General features: G+C 48.6%; 10 protein-coding genes and 1 tRNA gene. 5 read left to right on the plus strand and 6 right to left on the minus strand.

The features are described 5' to 3' along the window. Positions 1–15 precede the first annotated feature (15 nt). The 3 genes from JAO78_RS06515 to JAO78_RS06525 all read right to left on the minus strand — a co-directional run bounded on the left by JAO78_RS06515 (position 16) and on the right by JAO78_RS06525 (position 2,135). Positions 16–1,302, minus strand: a complete 1,287-nt coding sequence (locus JAO78_RS06515; protein WP_226750557.1) for a metal-dependent hydrolase family protein — start codon at positions 1,300–1,302, stop codon at positions 16–18. A gap of 106 nt (positions 1,303–1,408) precedes the next feature. Continuing rightward, a complete protein-coding gene (locus tag JAO78_RS06520; RefSeq protein ID WP_226750558.1) occupies positions 1,409–1,969 on the minus strand; it encodes a DUF1285 domain-containing protein in 561 nt (186 codons plus the stop codon). A gap of 90 nt (positions 1,970–2,059) precedes the next feature. After that, positions 2,060–2,135 (minus strand) — tRNA-His (locus JAO78_RS06525). A gap of 191 nt (positions 2,136–2,326) precedes the next feature. On the opposite strand from JAO78_RS06525, the gene JAO78_RS06530 reads away from it, so the two are divergent. The 5 genes from JAO78_RS06530 (at position 2,327) to JAO78_RS06550 (ending at position 11,328) form a co-directional block, all read left to right on the plus strand. Continuing rightward, entirely contained in the window at positions 2,327–3,151 is an 825-nt protein-coding gene (locus tag JAO78_RS06530; protein ID WP_226750559.1) for a mechanosensitive ion channel domain-containing protein, read from the plus strand. Positions 3,152–3,153: 2 nt separating this feature from the next. After that, positions 3,154–3,903 (plus strand): DUF481 domain-containing protein, encoded by a 750-nt coding sequence (locus tag JAO78_RS06535; RefSeq protein ID WP_226750560.1) that lies wholly within the window; start codon positions 3,154–3,156, stop codon positions 3,901–3,903. 174 nt (positions 3,904–4,077) lie between these two features. Next, the gene (locus JAO78_RS06540; RefSeq protein WP_226750561.1) at positions 4,078–6,387 is read left to right on the plus strand and encodes a sensor domain-containing protein; all 2,310 of its coding nucleotides are present in this window, start codon (positions 4,078–4,080) and stop codon (positions 6,385–6,387) included. Between the two features lie 49 nt (positions 6,388–6,436). Continuing rightward, the gene (gene sbcD / locus JAO78_RS06545; RefSeq protein WP_226750562.1) at positions 6,437–7,660 is read left to right on the plus strand and encodes an exonuclease subunit SbcD; all 1,224 of its coding nucleotides are present in this window, start codon (positions 6,437–6,439) and stop codon (positions 7,658–7,660) included. Continuing rightward, on the plus strand, positions 7,657–11,328 hold the full coding sequence (locus JAO78_RS06550; RefSeq protein WP_226750563.1) for an SbcC/MukB-like Walker B domain-containing protein: 3,672 nt from the start codon (positions 7,657–7,659) through the stop codon (positions 11,326–11,328). Before sbcD ends, JAO78_RS06550 begins: the two co-directional genes overlap by 4 nt. Before the next feature lie 391 nt (positions 11,329–11,719). Here the strand turns inward: JAO78_RS06550 and JAO78_RS06555 are convergent, their stop codons facing one another. Genes JAO78_RS06555 through JAO78_RS06565 form a run of 3 tightly spaced genes read right to left on the minus strand, consistent with a single transcriptional unit; the run spans position 11,720 to position 19,079 of the window. Continuing rightward, entirely contained in the window at positions 11,720–14,797 is a 3,078-nt protein-coding gene (locus JAO78_RS06555) for an efflux RND transporter permease subunit (protein WP_226750564.1), read from the minus strand. Further along, complete coding sequence (locus JAO78_RS06560) at positions 14,794–17,871, minus strand: multidrug efflux RND transporter permease subunit (protein WP_226750565.1); 3,078 nt, start codon at positions 17,869–17,871, stop codon at positions 14,794–14,796. The genes JAO78_RS06555 and JAO78_RS06560 overlap by 4 nt, the downstream gene beginning before the upstream one ends. Beyond that, a complete protein-coding gene (locus tag JAO78_RS06565) occupies positions 17,871–19,079 on the minus strand; it encodes an efflux RND transporter periplasmic adaptor subunit (RefSeq protein WP_226750566.1) in 1,209 nt (402 codons plus the stop codon). The genes JAO78_RS06560 and JAO78_RS06565 overlap by 1 nt, the downstream gene beginning before the upstream one ends. Positions 19,080–19,120: the final 41 nt, after the last annotated feature.

The following is a 19,120-nucleotide window of genomic DNA, read 5'->3' on the forward strand; positions in this document are numbered from 1 at the left end:
GCTGCAATTTACTGATTACTGCTTATATACTTGCCCTGCTTTCATCACAAAACTGACGTTTTTCATCAGCTTCATATCCTGCAGCGGATCGCCTGCAACAGCAATGATATCGGCAATCTTACCAGCTTTAATCGAGCCAAGCTCTTGCTCAACGCCAAGTAATTTTGCGCCTTCAATCGTTGCACTATGAATCGCCGTTAACGCCGGCATACCAGCTTCGGTCATATAAACAAACTCTAGCCAATTATCGCCATGCGCGCCGACACCCGCATCAGTACCAAAGGCAATATTCACCCCAGCTTTATAGGCCCGAGCAAAAGTTTGCTGAATGAGTGGCCCGATGGTGGCGGCTTTAGGCCGAACAATTTCAGGGAAGAAACCGTCGATTTGCGCTTTATTTTGCACCCATTTACCGGCACTGATCGTCGGCACATAATAGGTACCGTGTTTTTTCATCAGGGCAATGGTGTCTTTATCCATGTAAGTACCATGCTCAATCGAATCCACCCCAGCAATAATCGCTCGCTCCATCCCTTCTTTACCATGAGCATGCACAGCGACTTTCATGCCGTAATCTTTCGCGGTTTGCACCACAGCAGCTAACTCTTCAACGGTAAATTGAGGGTTCATGCCACTTTTTGCCACACTTAATACCCCACCGGTTGCGGTGATTTTAATCAGATCTGAGCCTTCTTTATAACGCTGACGAACCGCTTGCTGGGCTTGAACCGGGCCATTTAGCACCCCATCAGTAGGGCCTGGGTTGCCCAATAACGCATTGGCTAAACCGTTGGTAGGATCAGCGTGTCCACCGGTGGTGGCTAATGATTTACCTGCAGCAAAAATACGCGGCCCTTTAACGTAACCTTGAGCAATTGCTTTGCGCAGCGCAATACTTACCTGATGGCTATCGCCCAACTCACGTACTGTTGTAAACCCGGCCATTAAGGTTTTTTCAGCAAACGCCGCGCCGCGAAGCGCAAAATCGGCTTCATTCAACCGGCTCCAATCGCTGTAAGAGGTTGCACTTAATTGCGTTGAAAAATGTGTATGCATATCCATCAAACCCGGCATAACCGTGTGATTGCGTAAATCCACCACAGTCGCTTCCGCACCGGGCTGTTGGTAACCGGCAACGATGGCGCTAATTTTATCGTCTACGACAATGATGGTTTGTGTTGTTAAAGGCTGTTTATCTTCGGCAGTAATCAATTTACCAGCGTGAATATAGGTTGTTGCCGCCTGTAAGGCCGATGGCATAGCACAAAGTGTCGCCAGTGCCAGTAGAGAGAGTCTTATCATGGTTATTATCCTCTTAATATTATTAGCTTGTTGCCCTGTTATTGAAACTATGGGCTGCCGGGCCAAACCAAGCAATGCGCTTGCGGTATCTAGCCAGAATATGCGATTAACCGCTCAACTCGTCGCTATTCGCCAGTTCAGCTAACACAAAATCAACACCGCCACTGTTAATCAGCCAACGGGTGTGCTTGCCCTGAGTGACCATCTTGGCTTCTTGCAATAATTGATAATATAAATTGCGATGTAATCTGGCGGATAACCCTCGCCACAACTGCAAGTAAGGTAATTGCTGCCCAGCATAATATTGGATCTGTAAAGGATAAGCCGCACTGAGTGGCACAGCATCTTCAATGTTAGTGGTTAGCCATAACTCTGGGCCTGAGACAGCCTGTTGCCAATGACTTTGCGTTACTAAAAAAGGCACGTCTGCCACCTGGATGCGGACTTTTTCAGCAGGTGTTTGTAGAAAATAGTCGTTATCCTGCTTGAGTAAAACCGACGCGAATAAACGCACTAAGGCCGGTCTTTGAATAGGACTATCTTGATATAACCACTGGCCATCGGCAGTAATTAACAACGGCAAATCACCACAAAATGGCGGATCCCAGCTTTCAACTGGTGCTAAGTTAGGTTGGCTGAGTTGCTGTTGTAATTGAGATAAATCCATACCACAAGGAACCATTGGCGTGCTAATTAAACTGCAGTATAGCTGGGCAACACTGAGAAAGTAAGGTAATCACAAAGGCAGGAAAATAAGTGGGGTGACTGATGGGGCTCGAACCCACGACAACCGGAATCACAATCCGGGGCTCTACCAACTGAGCTACAATCACCGCTGAAGTGGCTATTTTAACCAAAAACCTCGCATGGCTCCAAGCTCTTTTTTGTAATTTGTCATCTAAGGGTACAAGGCTTTATGGTATGATCACCAACGTTTGCTGAGGTTTCCGGATTTACCGTCAGCAACACGCATAGTTTAGAAACCTCATCACACACCCTGCTAAAAAATTCAAAGGAGTGTTACATGGAACAAATCAACGAGTTATTCCAACAAAACCATGAGGTTTTACTCGGATATTTCATACAGCTTGTTGCTGCTATCTTCATCTTTTATGTAGGCCGTATTATTGCTCGCGGTATCAAACGATTAATTGAAAAAGGCTTGTTATCACGCAGTATTGATAAGGCCGTTGTTTCCTTCTTAAGCAGCATTGTGTATGCCGTTTTAATTATTGCCACAACCTTGATGGCACTGTCGCAAGTTGGCGTGCAAACTACTTCGTTTATCGCTATTTTAGGTGCTGCCGGTTTAGCGATTGGTTTAGCATTACAAGGTTCTCTGGCTAACTTTGCCTCTGGCGTGTTGATAATTCTTTTCCGCCCATTTAAATCGGGTGACTTTATTGATGCCGGTGGTATTTCCGGTACTGTAGATAAAATTGAAATCTTCCAAACCACCATGAAAACGCCAGATAACAAACGCGTCATCGTACCTAATGCCAAAATCACCGGTAGTCATATCACGAACTTTTCTGCTGAGGCCACGCGCCGTGTCGACTTAGTGATCGGTATCAGCTATGACGCTGATTTATTAAAAGCGAAAAACCTACTGCAAGACATCATCAAAAATGATGAGCGTGTTTTGGCTGAGCCTGCGCCCAACATCCGTGTCTCTGAGTTAGCCGACTCTTCAGTTAACATTATTGTGCGCCCTTGGGTGAATAGTGCTGATTACTGGGGTGTGTATTGGGATACGCTTGAAAAAGTAAAATTGACCTTTGATGAACACGGTATTGGTATTCCCTTCCCGCAAATGGACGTTCATCTTAAACAAGAAACAAAGGAGTAAACATGAAACTATTCACTGTAGCCGCAACGTTAAGTGTCTTATTTGCGGGTGCCGCGCAAGCTCAAGCGCCAGAGGAAGAGCAAAAAGTGTGGAAAACCTCAGCAGAGCTTGGCGCCATTACCACTACAGGTAATACAGCAGGTACGTCTATTACCGGTAAAATTGATGCCAGACAAGAGCTGGAAGAATGGAGCAATCAGTATATTTTCAGCGCGTTCTTTAAAGAAGATGAAAAAGTCGATGCTGATGGCAACAGAGAGAAAGAACGGTCAGCGCAACGCTATCTGGTATCCGCGAAAGGGGCTTACAAAATCGGTGATGAACACGATAATTTGTTTGTGTTAGGTTCGTATACCGATGATAAATTTGGTGCTTACACTAAATACACCACCATCGCCGCCGGTTACGGTACCCGTTTAATGGATCTGGAAAACCAGACGCTGGATGTAGAAATCGGTCCGGGTTATTACAACGCCCGCCGATCTACTGACGAAACAGAAAATGGCTTGCTGGCCCGTGGTGCTGCGGAATTTAAATGGACCATCAGTGAATCTGCCTCTTTTTCACAAACACTCAGCGTTGAAATCAGTAACGAAAATACGCGGACTATCGCTGAAACCGCACTCAGTGCCAGAGTGAATGGTGCTATGCAGATGAAAGCCGCCTTTTTAGTACAAAATGACTCTGATGTCACTGCCGATAAAAAGAGTACCGACACGCAAACCTCTTTAACCTTGGTTTACGCGTTCTAAGTACACCTATTACACAGCGGCTTCGTGCCGCTGTGTGCTTTATTTACCTTAATTCGCAACAAAAACCGCTATTTGCCCCCCTGCTCGTTTCGAATACCAACAAGTTCAACTATGCTTAGCACTTATCTTAGTCATAACACAGACGCTGTTTATCGCTGAAAATATGGAATTAACATGAATCCAAGGGCATCCAAACTGAGCAAACTGCCTTACTACCCTATCTTGGGGGCAGCGATCTATTTGCTATTGGGCTTGCTTTGGATCGAGTTTAGCGATGTATTTTTAGCGTCCATCGTTAGCGATCCGGTTTTACTCACCCGTTATCAAACTTATAAAGGGTTTGTCTATGTGCTGCTGACCGCCATCCTCGCCTGGGTATTGTTAAAGCAGCGACTGCAATTTGAAATGGCGCTGACCGAATCACAACGCCTGAGTCATATGGCGTTTGACTATGCTGCAACCGGTATTGCCTATGTCGACGTTAATGGGCAATTCATTAAGGTTAATCAAGAACTGTGCCGTATGCTGGAATACAGCGCTGACGAATTAAGAAGCATGACGTTTCAACACATCACGCACCCTGATGACTTATTACTTGACCAAGGTTTGCGAGAAAAGATTTTAGCCAATGACATCAAGCAATTTTCCATTGAAAAACGCTACATCACTAAAAATAACCACACTTTATGGGTACGTTTATCTGTCGCTTTATTACCGCCACAACAGCATCTATCGGCTTATTTTATCTCGGTCGTGCAGGATATTTCTGCGATAAAACACGCACAACATCAACTGCAAGAAAGCGAACAACGCTTTCGCACCTTACTCGACAGCATGCCCAATATCTCGGTACAGGGATATGACGAACATGGCGTAACGCTTTACTGGAATAAAGGCAGCGAGTTAGTGTATGGCTATAGCAAACAAGAAGCGCTTGGCCGTAACTTACTGGATTTAATTATTCCCCAGCCAATGCATAACGATGTAAAAGCCGCTATTCAAGCAATGACACATTCTGGCCACCCCCTGCCAGCAGAGGAGTTACAGCTACAACGCAAAGATGGCAGTCTGGTCAGCGTATACTCGTCACACGCGGTGATCTTCGACCCGGATAATAAACCGCGCATTTACTGCATAGATATCGATTTGACTGAACGCAAGCAACAAGAAGCGCAATTAGCTTTTTTAGCAGAGTACGATCCCCTTACGCACTTACCCAATCGCCAATTTTTTACGGGTCGTTTAGAACAAGCCATTAAGGTTGCCCGGCGCGAAAAGCTGCAATTAGCCGTATTGATAATCGACTTAGACAATTTTAAAACCATCAACGATTCGTATGGCCACAGTGTCGGCAATTTACTGTTAAAAAACGTCAGTGAAAAACTTAAAATTTTCTGTCGAGACACCGATAGCTTGGCGCGTCTAGGGGGCGACGAGTTTGCGATTCTGATCGAGCACTTACCCCACACAGAAGATGCCGCCCGCTTTGCTTTAGAACTGCTGCAAGCCTTACAACAACCGGCAAATTTAACTGAACGAATTGACGTCACTATAACCGCGTCTATTGGCATTAGTTTGTACCCTGAGCATCACAATAACGCTGAATCATTATTGCAAGGTGCTGACGCGGCACTGTACAAAGCCAAAGCGGAAGGTCGCAGCACATACAGCTTTTTCAGCAGCCAACTGACTTCGACAGCACGGCAACGCTTGCAACTGGAAACTAAGTTGCGCCTGGCGATTAGTCATCAACAATTACAATGTTACTTTCAGCCGCAAGTAGCTATTCAAAGCGGTCAAATCATCGGCGCAGAATTACTGATCCGCTGGCAAGATGCCGAGCAAGGCTTTATTTCACCAGAGCTTTTTATTCCCGTGGCGGAAAACTGCGGGTTAATTCATACCATTGGCCATTTTGTGTTAGAGCAAGCCTGCCTCTTAGGCAAACAATGGTTAGAGGAAGGCTTACCTCAAGTGAAGTTAGCGGTGAATGTCTCGGCGCATCAATTTAGTAAAGGTGACTTCGAGCAACAAGTGATCTCTACCCTGCTCGCTACTGGCTTCCCCGCCCATTTACTTGAGTTAGAAGTCACAGAAACTGCGTTAATGCACAACAAAGATGCCGCTATTCGCACGATGCAACAATTACGTGCTACCGGTATTCGCCTTGCCATTGACGACTTTGGCACAGGCTATTCGTCCTTAGCCTATTTACAACGCTTGCCACTGGATATTCTTAAAGTCGATCGCAGCTTTATTGATAACATCACCGACAATGACGATGACCGACAAATCAGTAAAGCGATCATTGAGTTAGCGCATACGCTACATTTTGATGTATTGGCTGAAGGCGTTGAAACAGCCGAGCAGTTGGCCTTGCTAAAAGAGATGGCCTGTGATTACTATCAAGGCTATTATTTTAGTCAAGCCGTACCCGCTGAGCAATTTCGGCAGCTGCTACTGAATCAGTCGCCGCACGCTTAAACACATGCTAGCAACTCGGCGACACGTTTAACTTGCAAAGGACGCCTGGTTGAAAATCCTGCACACCTCCGATTGGCATTTAGGCCAAAGTTTTTTTACTAAAACTCGTAAAGATGAGCACCACGCTTTTATCCAGTGGCTACTGGCCCTAATCAGTCGCGAACAGATTGACGCGGTGATTATCGCCGGTGATGTATTTGATACCGCCACTCCGGCCAGCTATGCGCGAGAGCTTTACAACGAGTTTGTTGTGCAACTGCAACAACGCCAATGTACGCTGGTGGTGTTAGGCGGGAATCATGACTCGGTTGCGGTACTTAATGAATCGCGACAATTACTCGCCTGTTTAAATACCTATGTGGTAGCCAGTACCGAATTGCCTGTTGAACAACAAGTGATTCTACTTAACGATAAACAAGGTCAACCGGGCGCTTTGCTGTGTGCGGTGCCGTTTATTCGAGCTAAAGATGTGCTGCAAAGCCAAGCCGGCGACACCGGCCAGCAAAAGCGCCAAGCACTCGCCAATGCCATTGCCGAGCATTACCAACACCTATTTCAACTCGCCGAACAACAACGGCAAGAGCAGCAACTAAACATTCCCATTGTTGCCACGGGCCATTTAACGGCGCTTGGCGTCAGTAAAAGCGAGAGTGTACGCGAGATTTATATCGGCACCTTAGAGGGTTTTGCCGCAGAGGGTTTCCCACCGGCCGATTATATTGCGCTGGGGCATATTCACAGGCCGCAGCGCGTGGCGAAAACCGAACATATTCGCTATAGCGGCTCGCCATTACCCTTGAGCTTTGACGAGCTGGGTACAACCAAACAAGTGGTGCTGGTGGAGTTTAACGGCCGCGAGCGCCAACAGATTCGCTGTATTGATGTACCGCTGTTTCAACCCATGCAGGTGATTAAGGGAGATCTTGACACTCTGGCCGTGCAACTGGCCGCCATTGCACAACAACAGCACAGTAAGCCCGTTTGGCTCTGTTTGGAAATTGCCACCCAAGATTATTTATCTGATTTACAGCAGCGCGTACAACAACTGTGCGAAGGCTTGCCTGTCGAGGTATTGTTGGTACGCCGACAACGCGCTGCGCCTAGCCAAGCGTTAATACAGCAGCAAAAAGAAACCTTGGCCGAGCTGACACCTGAGCAAGTATTCGCTAAGCGCTTAGCAATTGAATCTATTGAAGATACTGAGCGGCAACAGCAACTGCAGCAACGCTTTTTAGCGGTACTGTCCGCCGTGCAGCAGGAGCAGAGCCGATGAAAATTCTGACTTTACGGCTGAAAAACCTCAACTCATTAAAAGGTGAATGGAAGCTCGATTTTACCCAATCGCCTTTTGCCGAAAATGGGCTATTTGCGATCACCGGGCCAACCGGCGCCGGAAAAACAACCTTATTAGATGCGATTTGTTTAGCCCTTTACCATCAAACACCCCGTTTAGGCCCGATTAGCCAAACTTCCAATGAAATTATGACACGCGGCAGTGCCGAGTCGATCGCAGAAGTGGAGTTTGAAGTAAAAGGCATTGCTTATCGCGCCTTTTGGAGTATGCGCCGAGCTCGTGGCCAAGCCGACGGCAATTTACAGCCAGCCGATGTCGAGCTGGCTGAAGTGCAAAGCGGCAAAGTGTTAGCCAATCAGGTGCGACCTAAAAACGAAGAAATTGAACGCATCACAGGTTTAGATTTTGCGCGTTTCACCAAATCCATGCTGTTATCACAAGGCGATTTTGCCGCTTTTCTAAATGCCAATGAAAGTGAGCGCGCCGAGTTGTTAGAAGAGCTTACCGGCACAGAAATCTACGGTTTGATCTCGAAGCGTGTGCATGATGACTACACCCAAGCCAAACAAGATTTACGAGAATTACAGGCCAAATTAGCGGGATTTCAGCTGTTAAGCGCTGATGAGCTAACGGCCATTGAGCAAGAACAGCAACAGGTCAGCACCCAGCAAGTCTTACTGAACGAGCAACTGAGCGCTTGGCAGCAACATCAACAATGGTGGGAGCAACAGCAGCAGGCTACACAGCAGCAGCAACTCGAAGCCAACCGCGCCCAACAGGCGCAACAAGCACTGCACGATGCAGCAGCGGATCTGGCTAAGCTTAGCCAAAATGAACCGGCTGAGCGCTTACGCACCCCCTTTAGCTTATTACAAAAGAGTCGTGATGATTTACAGGCATTAATTAGTGAACTGGTTAAAACAGAGCAGCAGCAACAGCTTACCATCGCAGATTTAGCTAAGCAGCGCAGTCAGCTTGAACACGCCGAGCAGGCTTTAGAGCACACTAAACAGCAAAATCAGCAGCAAGAAACCTTGCTCAATGAGCAGGTGGTGCCGTTAGATCATCAAATCGACGGCCTAGCGCAACAACAAAGCGCCCAGCAACAGCGTTTAGATAGTCTGCAGCAAAAATTACAACAAATGCAAGCGGATGACCGCCAGCTGCAGCAAAAGCTGCAACTGCTGCAACAACAACTCACCACTACCGCACGTTACCTGACAGAGCATCAGACCGATGCCGAGATCAATCGTTATCTTAGCAGTTGGCAACAGGCGCTTGGCCAGCTTGAAAAAAGCCAAGTGCAGCTGAATCAATTAGCCACTGAGCAGCAGAAAATTGAGCGAGAAAGCACAGCACTGCAAAGCAGCTTACAAGCACAACAACACACCTTGCAGCAACATGATAAGGCCCTACAAGCCCAGCAACAGCAGCACTTGCAACGGCAAAACGAATGGCAACATCTGTTACAACAAGCTGATGAAGCCACCTTACAGCAACAACTGCAACAGCTTACGTTGCGCTGGCCGAGGTTGCATCAAGCAGAAAATTGCCAGCAACAGTATTGGCAGGCCACTCAAGAGCAGCAGCAGTTACAAGCAACGCAGCAACAATTACACACTCAACAGCAGCAGCTGACTAGCGCGCGCGCCAAGCTTTTAGATGAATATCAACGGCATAAAGTACAAATCGACGATTTGCAGCAACTGATTAGTCAAGAAGAACAGCTAGCGTACTATCGCCAACAGCTTGTTGCCGGCGAAGCTTGCCCACTGTGCGGTGCCAGCGAACACCCTGCCGCGGCGATCCCATTAGATCTGCCCGATACGCAAGCGCGGTTGCAACAGGCGCAGCAACAAGCAGAACATACTTTATTGGCGGGTCAACAAAGCCGCGAAGCCTTAGATAAATGCACGGCAGAGCTGGCTGCACAAGCACCTCGCCTCAGTAAATTGGCCGAACTCATTAGCGCAACGCAGCAGCAATGGCAGCAGCACTGCGTGGCACTGGACGTCACGTTAGAAATAAACGATTCGCAAGCCTTGCCACAGTTAAGCCAAAGCTTACAGCAACAATTAGCGCTGACCAATGCGCAATTAACGGCTTTACGCCAGGCTGAAAAAGCGGTCACTCAGGCACAACAAAGCCTGATCGAACAGCAGCAAGTGCAAGCCCAAAAAGCACACCAGCTCAATTTACTGCAACAACAACACCTTAATCTGCAACAGCGTCAAGGCCAATTAGCACAACAACAAACGGCGCTACAACACGACCAACAGCAGCAACAGCAGCAGCTACAAAGTCAGCTTAGCGCCCAAGGCTATCAGGGCACACTGCAGCAGCTACCTACTTGGCTAGAGCAAAAACAGCAAGATGCAAAGCGGTATCAACAGACACTACAACAACAGCAGCAAGGACAACAAAACTTAGCCAGCAGCACGGCGGCACAACAGGCTCTACAGCAGCAAATCAGTACACTGAGCACGGAACTACAACAAACTGAACACGTCGCAAAGCGCCAAACCACGCAGTTGCAAGTGCTAAAAGCGCAACGGCACAGCTTATTTGGCGAGCAAGTCGTCAGCCAAGCACGGCACACGCTGCAGCAACAACTGCAGCACGCTCAGCAGTTATGGCAACAACAGCAACAGCAATATCGCCAAGTGGAACAGCGCCATACCGAACTCAGCAGTGTGCTAAACAACTTACAGCAGCGCCAGCAACAGCTGCAACAACAGCTTAATGAGCAAAGTACCGCTTGGCAAAATAGCCTGCAGCTTAGCCCTTTTGCTCATGAAGCCGCTTTTCTTGCCGCCTTATTACCCGAAGCAGAGCGCAGCCACTTACAAAGTAAAAAGCAGCAACTTGAAGAAACGTGGCAAAGCGCTAATACCTTATTGCAAAAAGCTAACGAGCAATTACAAGCACTGCTCGAACATGAGCAAGCCTCGGCGTGGCAAAAAGTCAGTGCGACCGAGGTGGCTGCAACTCGACAACAACTTAGCCAACAGCAAACCGAACTGTTGTCACGCTTAGGTCAGCTAAAAGAGCAGTTGAATCAGCAGCAACAATTACGAGAGCGGCAGCAAAGTTTATTAGTTGACATTAACACGCAGCAACAACGCTATGATGAAATCACCCAGCTGCATACGCTGATTGGTTCGGCCAGTGGCGATAAATTCCGCCGTTTTGCACAAGGCCTGACGCTGGATAATCTGGTGTATTTGGCGAATAATCAGCTGCGACAACTGCATGGTCGTTATTTACTGAAACGAAAAGAACAAGCCGGCTTGTCGTTAACCGTGCAAGATACCTGGCAAGGCGATAGCGAACGCGATACGAAAACGCTGTCGGGCGGTGAAAGCTTTTTAGTCAGCCTAGCCTTGGCCTTAGCGCTATCGGATCTGGTCAGCCATAAAACCAGCATCGACTCGTTATTTTTAGACGAAGGCTTTGGTACCTTAGATGCACAAACGCTGGATATCGCCTTAGATGCGCTGGATAACCTCAATGCTACCGGTAAAATGATTGGCGTGATAAGCCATATAGAAGCGATGAAAGAGCGTATTCCCACCCAACTGCGGGTGAAGAAAAATACCGGCTTTGGTTTTAGCCAATTGGACGAGTGCTATCGGGTAACCAACTAACACTCGTCATGTCATGGCCGCGCTTTATGCTGCTGCGCGATCTAGGGCTTGTTGACGTTTGCTGGTTGTTTTTGCAGCTGAGTGGCTGGTATTTATACAAGGCAGAGCTTGTGCCGTGTAGTTATTCTACATAAACAAGCGATAACGCAGTAGAAATGCCAGCCACACGCTGCCCGAAGGGTTCGTCTGGCGATGCTTTGCTCTTTGTGGCCTACATGGATGTAGGTCAGGGGCGAGAGCAGGACGCGGTAGCTTCTCTCGTCGTTTATTTAGAATAACTAAATTACACTCCTCGTTTCGCGATCAAAACATCGCCAAACGAACAAAATCTAAACAGCAAACGTCAACAAGCCCTAGTTATGTTGTCGTTTTAACGTTGAAACTTGCTAAGTTATTTCAGCGACACCTCTGCAGATGGCGAAGCGCTTTCAGCACGCGGTGCACGGCGAAACTTGCTCAACAACAAGTACACCGCAGGCGTGGTGTACAAGGTCAATAATTGACTGACTAATAAGCCGCCCACGATGGTGATGCCCAGTGGTTGTCGCAACTCAGACCCCTCACCAACCCCTAATAATAACGGCACCGCACCTAATAAAGCGGCGAAATTGGTCATTAAGATTGGCCGTAACCGCTGCTGCGCCGCTAACGCAATCGCCTCGATCGGTGCCAAACCTTGATTGCGCTCGGCGGCCAATGCAAAGTCGACCAGCAAAATGGCGTTTTTCATTACAATACCGATCAGCAAAAACAGCCCTAACAGGGCAATTAAACTAAAATCGCTATTAGTTAAATACAGCGCTAGCAGGGCACCTAAGCCAGCACAAGGCAAGGTAGACAAAATCGTGATCGGTTGTAGCAAACTCTCATACAAAATGCCTAACAACAGATACACCGCCACAACCACCGCAATCACCAACCAGGTTTGATCGCTACTTTTAAAAATAGCATTGCGCTGGTTTTCACCACTGACCACCACGATAGCCCCGGGCAACATCACTTCTGCCATAGCTTGCTCAATCGCTATAGAGGCTTGCTCCATAGTGGTGCCTTCTTCTAGACCATAACCAATATTTACCGAGGCAAATTGTCCTTCATGCTGCACCCGGTCATTAACTAAACCATACTGATAGCTGGCGATAGCCGCTAAAGGAACACGGCGACCATCATTGGTAATTACCTGTAACTGCTGCAACACTTCGGGCTGAGCGGTATAACCGGGTAACAGCTCCATCACAATGCGGTACTGGTTTTGTTGATCATACAAGGTCGCGACTTGTCGTTGCGAAAAGGAGTTATTCAGCACCGTGGCCACCGTGCGCATATCCACGCCGAGCCGCTGCGCCGCTTCGCGATCAATGGTTAACTCAATTTGCTGTGCATCTTCACCGCCGGGGGTATCAACATCGACTAACCCAGGGACTTCTTGCAGTTTTTCGCCGACAACCTTGCCCCATTTTCGCAGTAAATCTAAATCATCTGATAACAACTGCACTTCATAGTCACTGCGACTGAAGGGTGAGGATAAACGAATATCTTGATCGACATTCATAAACAAAATGCCGCCAGGCACTTTTGGCGCATTGGCTCGAAGCCGATCCACCACAGCGCGAGCCGACACTTGGCGCTCTGCAAGCGGCTTTAACCGCACGCGCATTTGCGAATTACTGACACCGCGATCTCCCCCGGCTGAGCCGATTAAGTCAGCCACGGCAGGATCTTGCAAGACATACTGGCGAAAGGCTTCGATTTTTGGCTGCATCATTTGATACGACGCACCATCATCGCCGCGAACAAACCCATTCAACTGGCCAGTATCTTGCTCTGGTAATAAACCCGATGGCACCTTGTCATATAACCAAGCGCTGGCGGCAAATAACAACACTAATAACAGCAATAACCAGCGATAATGCCGTAAGCAAACATCAATACTGTACCGATATCCTTGCTGCAAACGCCAAAAGAAACCGGAGGTGGCCTGTTGCTTAATGGGTTTACGCAACAATAATGCTGACATACTGGGCGTTAAGGTCAGCGAAATAAGTAATGAAATCACCATCGCCGCCACTAACGTAATAGAGAACTCACGGAATAACCGCTCAACTAAGCCCCCCATAAACAAAATAGACAGGAAAATCACAATCAGTGCCAAATTCATCGCTAACAAGGTAAAGCCCACTTCAGCTACGCCTTGCCTTGCGGCTTGTAACGGCGCTAAACCGCGTTCAAGATGGCGACGAATATTCTCGACGACCACAATGGCATCATCGACCACTAAACCAGCAGCGACGATCAGCGCCATCACCGATAAGTTATTCAATGAAAAACCAAACAAATACATTGCGGTAAAAGCACCAATTAATGACACTGGGATCGCCACACTGGGGATTAACGCGCTGCGAAAATTGCCTAAAAAAGCCCAAACAACCAACACCACCAAAATAACGGCCAGCGTTAAACTCCATTGTGCTTCTGCAAGCGTGGCACGGATCACCGGGCTGCGATCCATCACCACCGCTAAATCGGCACCGGCTGGCGTTAAGGCTTGCAATAAAGGCAGTTCGTTGTAAATAGCATCAACGGTTTCGACTATATTGGCACCGTTGCGCCGACTGACCATTAAAATCACCGCGTCTTTATCGTTATGAAAGCCCGAACTGTAGCGGTTTTCCGTCGAGTCACTAACAATGGCTACGTCAGATAAACGGATCGGCGCGCCATCGGTATATTTAACAATTAAATCTTGATAATCCGCCGCACGGCGCAAGGTTTCACTGGTGGCCAATTGCCAGCGATGGCTATCCGTTTCTAATACGCCTAAGGGTACTGAGGCATTAACCGTATTAATGGCGCTGCGCACTTCATCTAACGCCACTCCATAATGCGCCAGCATACCGGGGTTCAGTTGCACCCGCACCGCCGGTAGCGACGAGCCCGTGACCTCGACTTCACCCACCCCTGTAATTTGCGCCAACTTTTGCGCCAACACCGTTGAAGCATTGTCATACAGCGTGCTGCCCGCCAAATGACTAGAGCTCAAAGCTAACGCCATAATCGGCGCTTGCGATGGGTTAAACTTCCGATAAACCGGATTGCCAGGCATCCCAGCGGGTAACTGGCCACGCGAGGCGTTAATGGCCGCCTGTACTTCACGGGCCGCGGCATCCACATTACGATCTAACTCAAATTCTAAACGAATTTGCGTAGCGCCCTGACTACTTGACGAACTGATACGGCGAATGCCTGAAATGCTGCCTAATGCGCGCTCTAACGGCGTCGCAACCGTAGCCGCCATGCTGTCGGGGCTGGCACCAGGTAAGTTGGCCGTGACCACGATCATCGGAAAGTCGATAGCCGGTAATGGAGACACAGGTAGCAAGCGCCAGCTCAACAAGCCCATTAACAAGATCGCCGTCGCGATTAACGCACTGGCCACCGGCCGCTGAATAAAAGGCTGCGCCAAATTCATAGCGGTGCTACCTCAGCGTTTTGTTTAATTTGGCGTTGACCAAACAGGCGGTCAAACCATAAATACACAACCGGCGTGGTAAAGAGGGTTAATACCTGACTAACCAATAACCCCCCCACCATCACTAAACCTAATGGCTGGCGCAGCTCTGCGCCTGAACCACTGGCAAGCATCAGCGGGATGGCACCAAACAAAGCTGCCAAGGTGGTCATTAAGATCGGCCTAAAACGCAGTAAAGCAGCCTGATAAATGGCTTCGGCTGGAGTCATGCCGCGATTACGCTGCGCGTCTAACGCAAAATCGACCATCATAATGCCGTTCTTTTTAACCAAACCTATCAACAACACGATACCGATAACGGCAATCAAATCGAGCGGCTGCCCTGTTAACAGTAACGCCAATAAGGCACCGACGGTGGCAGAAGGTAAGGTTGATAAGATGGTCACGGGATGGATTAAGCTTTCATACAAGATCCCCAGCACGATATACATGGTGATAATAGCCGCAAGAATTAACCATAGCGTGTTATCCAAAGAAGAACGGAAGGCCTCTGCTGCACCTTGGAAACTCAGCTCAACTTCAGCGGGCAGTTGCAGTTGTTGCTGCACTTGCTCGATCGCGGCTACCGCCTGACCGAGTGAATACCCTTGGGCTAAGTTAAAAGATAAGGTCACGGCCGGGAACTGCCCTTGCTGGTTAATCAGCAAACGGGTAGGTCGCTGACTCACCTTCGCTACTGCCGCTAGGGGTACTGAGTCGCCTCGGCTATTGGTTAAATACAACTTATCAAGCGCGTCCACCCCTTGCACCTGTGCAGGGTCAACTTCTAACACCACCCGATATTGATTACTTTGCGTAAACAAGGTGGCGATTTGCCGCTGACTATAAGCACTTTGCAACACTGAGCTAATTTGTGACACCGTTAACCCCAATTGCGCAGCGGCATTGCGGTCAATATCAATATAGGCTTGTAAGCCTTGCTGCTGCAGATCGTGCGCCACCTCAGAGAGCTCAGGTTGTTGCTGTAAAGCCTCAACCAGCTCGGGAAGCCACTGGCTAAGGGTCTCGTAATCAGGTGTACTAAGCGTAAACTGATATTGCGTGCGGCTAACCCGATCTTCAATACTCAGTTCCTGCACCGGCTGAAACCAGCCTTTAATCCCGGGGACATCTAACACTTGCTGCTCCAGCTCACGGATAATTTCTACGGCAGATTGCGAGCGCTCATTGTGCGACGTTAAGTTCAGTAAAATACGACCGCTGTTAATACTGCTATTACTGCCATCGACACCAATAAACGACGATAAGCTAGCGACATCTGGGTGTTGCAGCATATTTTCGGCTAAAGCTTGCTGACGCAGTGCCATCGCTTGAAAAGAAACATCCTGTGGCGCTTCGGTGATCACTTGAATGACACCACTATCTTGCACCGGGAAGAACCCTTTGGGCACCGCCATATACAAGCCCACGGTTAACGCCACGGTAGCGGCTAAACTTGCCAGCGCCAGCCGTTGATGGCGCAACACCCATTGCAAACCACGACCATAACGCTGGATCACCCGCTGCATTAAATCATTCGGGTTATCATGCGCTGGCATTTTGGTTAGCAAACGCGCACAGAGCATCGGCGTTAAAGTGAGCGACACCACTAGCGAAATCATAATGGCCACCGCTAAGGTCACGGCAAATTCAAAGAATAAGCGCCCCACTACATCGGCCATAAACAATAGAGGGATCAGCACCGCTATTAGAGAGAAGGTCAATGAAATCAGGGTAAAACCAATTTCTTTCGCGCCTTTTAGTGCCGCTTCCAGCGGCGAAGCGCCTTCTTCACGGTGGCGCGCAATGTTCTCCAGCATCACGATGGCATCATCGACCACAAAGCCGGTGGCAATGGTCAGTGCCATTAACGTCAGGTTGTTCACTGAAAAATCTAACCACAACATGACCGCGAAAGTACCAATTAACGACAGCGGCACAGCTAAGCTAGGAATGATGGTTGCCGGTATGGTACGCAGAAACACAAAGGTCACTAAAATCACCAAAAACACAGCAAAAACCAGTTCTTTTTGCACATCGCGTACCGACGCTCGAATGCTTTGCGTTCGATCGGTTAACACCATCACATCAACTGCGGCAGGTAAGGTCGCGGTTAATTGCGGCAAGAGTTGCCGCACACGATCGGCGACTTCAATGACGTTAGCCCCCGGTTGACGCTGAATATTCAGTAACACCGCCGGTTGCTCATTGGCCCACGCGGCTAAAAAGCGATCTTCAGCGCCTTGTTCAATACTGGCGACATCACGTAAACGCACCGGCGAATTATCGCGCCAAGCGATGATCAGGTTCTCGTATTCAGCGGTGTCGTTAATTTGATCATTCGCATCTAATAAGGTTGAGCGAAACGGGCCGTCAAAGCTGCCTTTCGGTTGATTGGTATTGGCTGCAGCAATAGCTTGACGCAAATTTTCTAGGCTCAAGTTCATATTGGCTAATGCCGCAGGATTGGCTTTAACCCGGATGGCAGGGCGCTGTCCGCCGGCGAGGCTAACCATACCGACGCCCGGTAATTGCGCTAACTTTTGTGCCATACGCGTATCCACTAAATCATAGACTTGCGGTAAACGTAAGGTTGCCGAGGTAATGGCTAAGGTTAAGATAGGTGCATCAGCTGGATTCACTTTGCGGTAAATCGGCGGTGTCGGCATATCCGATGGCAATAACGAGGAAGCAGTATTAATCGCCGCCTGGACTTCTTGCTCGGCAACGCCCATATCCACCACTAAAGCAAACTGCAGGGTAATAACCGACGCGCCAGCCGAGCTGCTAGACGACATTTGTTTTAAACCAGGAATTTGCCCCAAGCGCCGCTCAAGCGGCGCGGTAATGGTTCGCGTCATAATGTCTGGGCTAGCGCCCGGGTTAAAACTAAATACTTGGATGATCGGATAATCAACCTGAGGCAATGCTGCTACCGGCAGCTGCCGCCAACTGAGCACGCCAGCAATTAAAATGGCTAGCATTAACAGCGAGGTAGCAACCGGTCTAAGAATAAACGGGCTGGAAAGGTTCATTATTGCGCCCTCTGCGGACGTCTTCTTGGTTGCTCCGTTACGGGTTTTGCTTCTTTAACCGAGCCATCATTTTCTATCACTTCAACCGCACGACCTGGCCGTAAACGATCCAAGCCTTCCAGCACCACCGGCGTACCCGGCTGTAAACCTGCGGTGATGGCCACTTTGCCATTATCGACCGCCCCTAGGGTAACTTGACGAATTTGTGCACGATTTTGCTCAATGGTGTAAATATAGGTTCCGGCCGAGCCATATTGCACCGCATCTTGCGGGATCGTAATAGCCCCTTGTTGCACCGAAACATTTAAACGCACATTAACAAACTGATTTGGAAACAGCTCTTCTTGTTCATTTTTAAACTCGGCTTTTAAGCGTAGCGTGCCCGTTGTTGCATCAATTTGGTTATCTAAAGTGGTTAGCACGCCTTGACTCAGCAGCTGCTGCTCTGCGCGATCCCAAGCTTCTACGGTTAACACCTGCCCACTGCGAAAGGCATTACGAACTTGTTGCAGCTGGCTTTCAGGAATGGCGAATACCACCGTAATTGGCGAGCTTTGGGTAATGGTAACCAGCCCTTCGGCACTATTCGCTTGCACCAGGTTACCCACATCAACCCGGCGTAAGCCTAAACGCCCGGTAATAGGAGCATGAATTTTGGTATAGGATAACTGTAACTTCGCCGCATCTAACTGCGCTTGAATACTCTTGCGGCTGCCTTCTAATTGCGCGACCAATGCCTGTTGCGTATTATATTGCTGCGCAGAAATAGAGCTTTGTTCGCGTAATTTGCTATACAGATCTAAATCCATCTTCGCATTTTTCAATTGCGCGGTGTTTTGCTCTAACTGCCCTTGAGCTTGGGCAAATTGAATTTGATAATCGGCCGTATCAATTTCCGCTAATAGCTGACCCGCGGTCACTTTATCGCCTTCATTAAAATGCAGTTGAGTTAATGGCCCACTTACGCGACTTTGTACAATCACCGTATTGAGCGGCGTCACCGTACCAATGGCTTTTACTTGCACACGTAAGTCAGCCAATGCAGCTTCAACAACGCGCACCGGCACCGGCATTGCCCAAGGACTAGTGGGTCGTTGCCCAGCCTCTGCAGCCGGGGCCTCTGCAGTTTTTGGCCAAAACCAATAAGCGCTTGCTGCTGCCACCAACACCGAGGCAACGATGAACATTGTTTTTTTCTGCCAAGCCATTTTGTATTTCCTTCACCCTGGATCTTAAATTGCTGACACTA

The sequence above is a fragment of the Alishewanella maricola genome, from assembly GCF_016343785.1.
GTDB lineage: Bacteria > Pseudomonadota > Gammaproteobacteria > Enterobacterales > Alteromonadaceae > Alishewanella > Alishewanella maricola.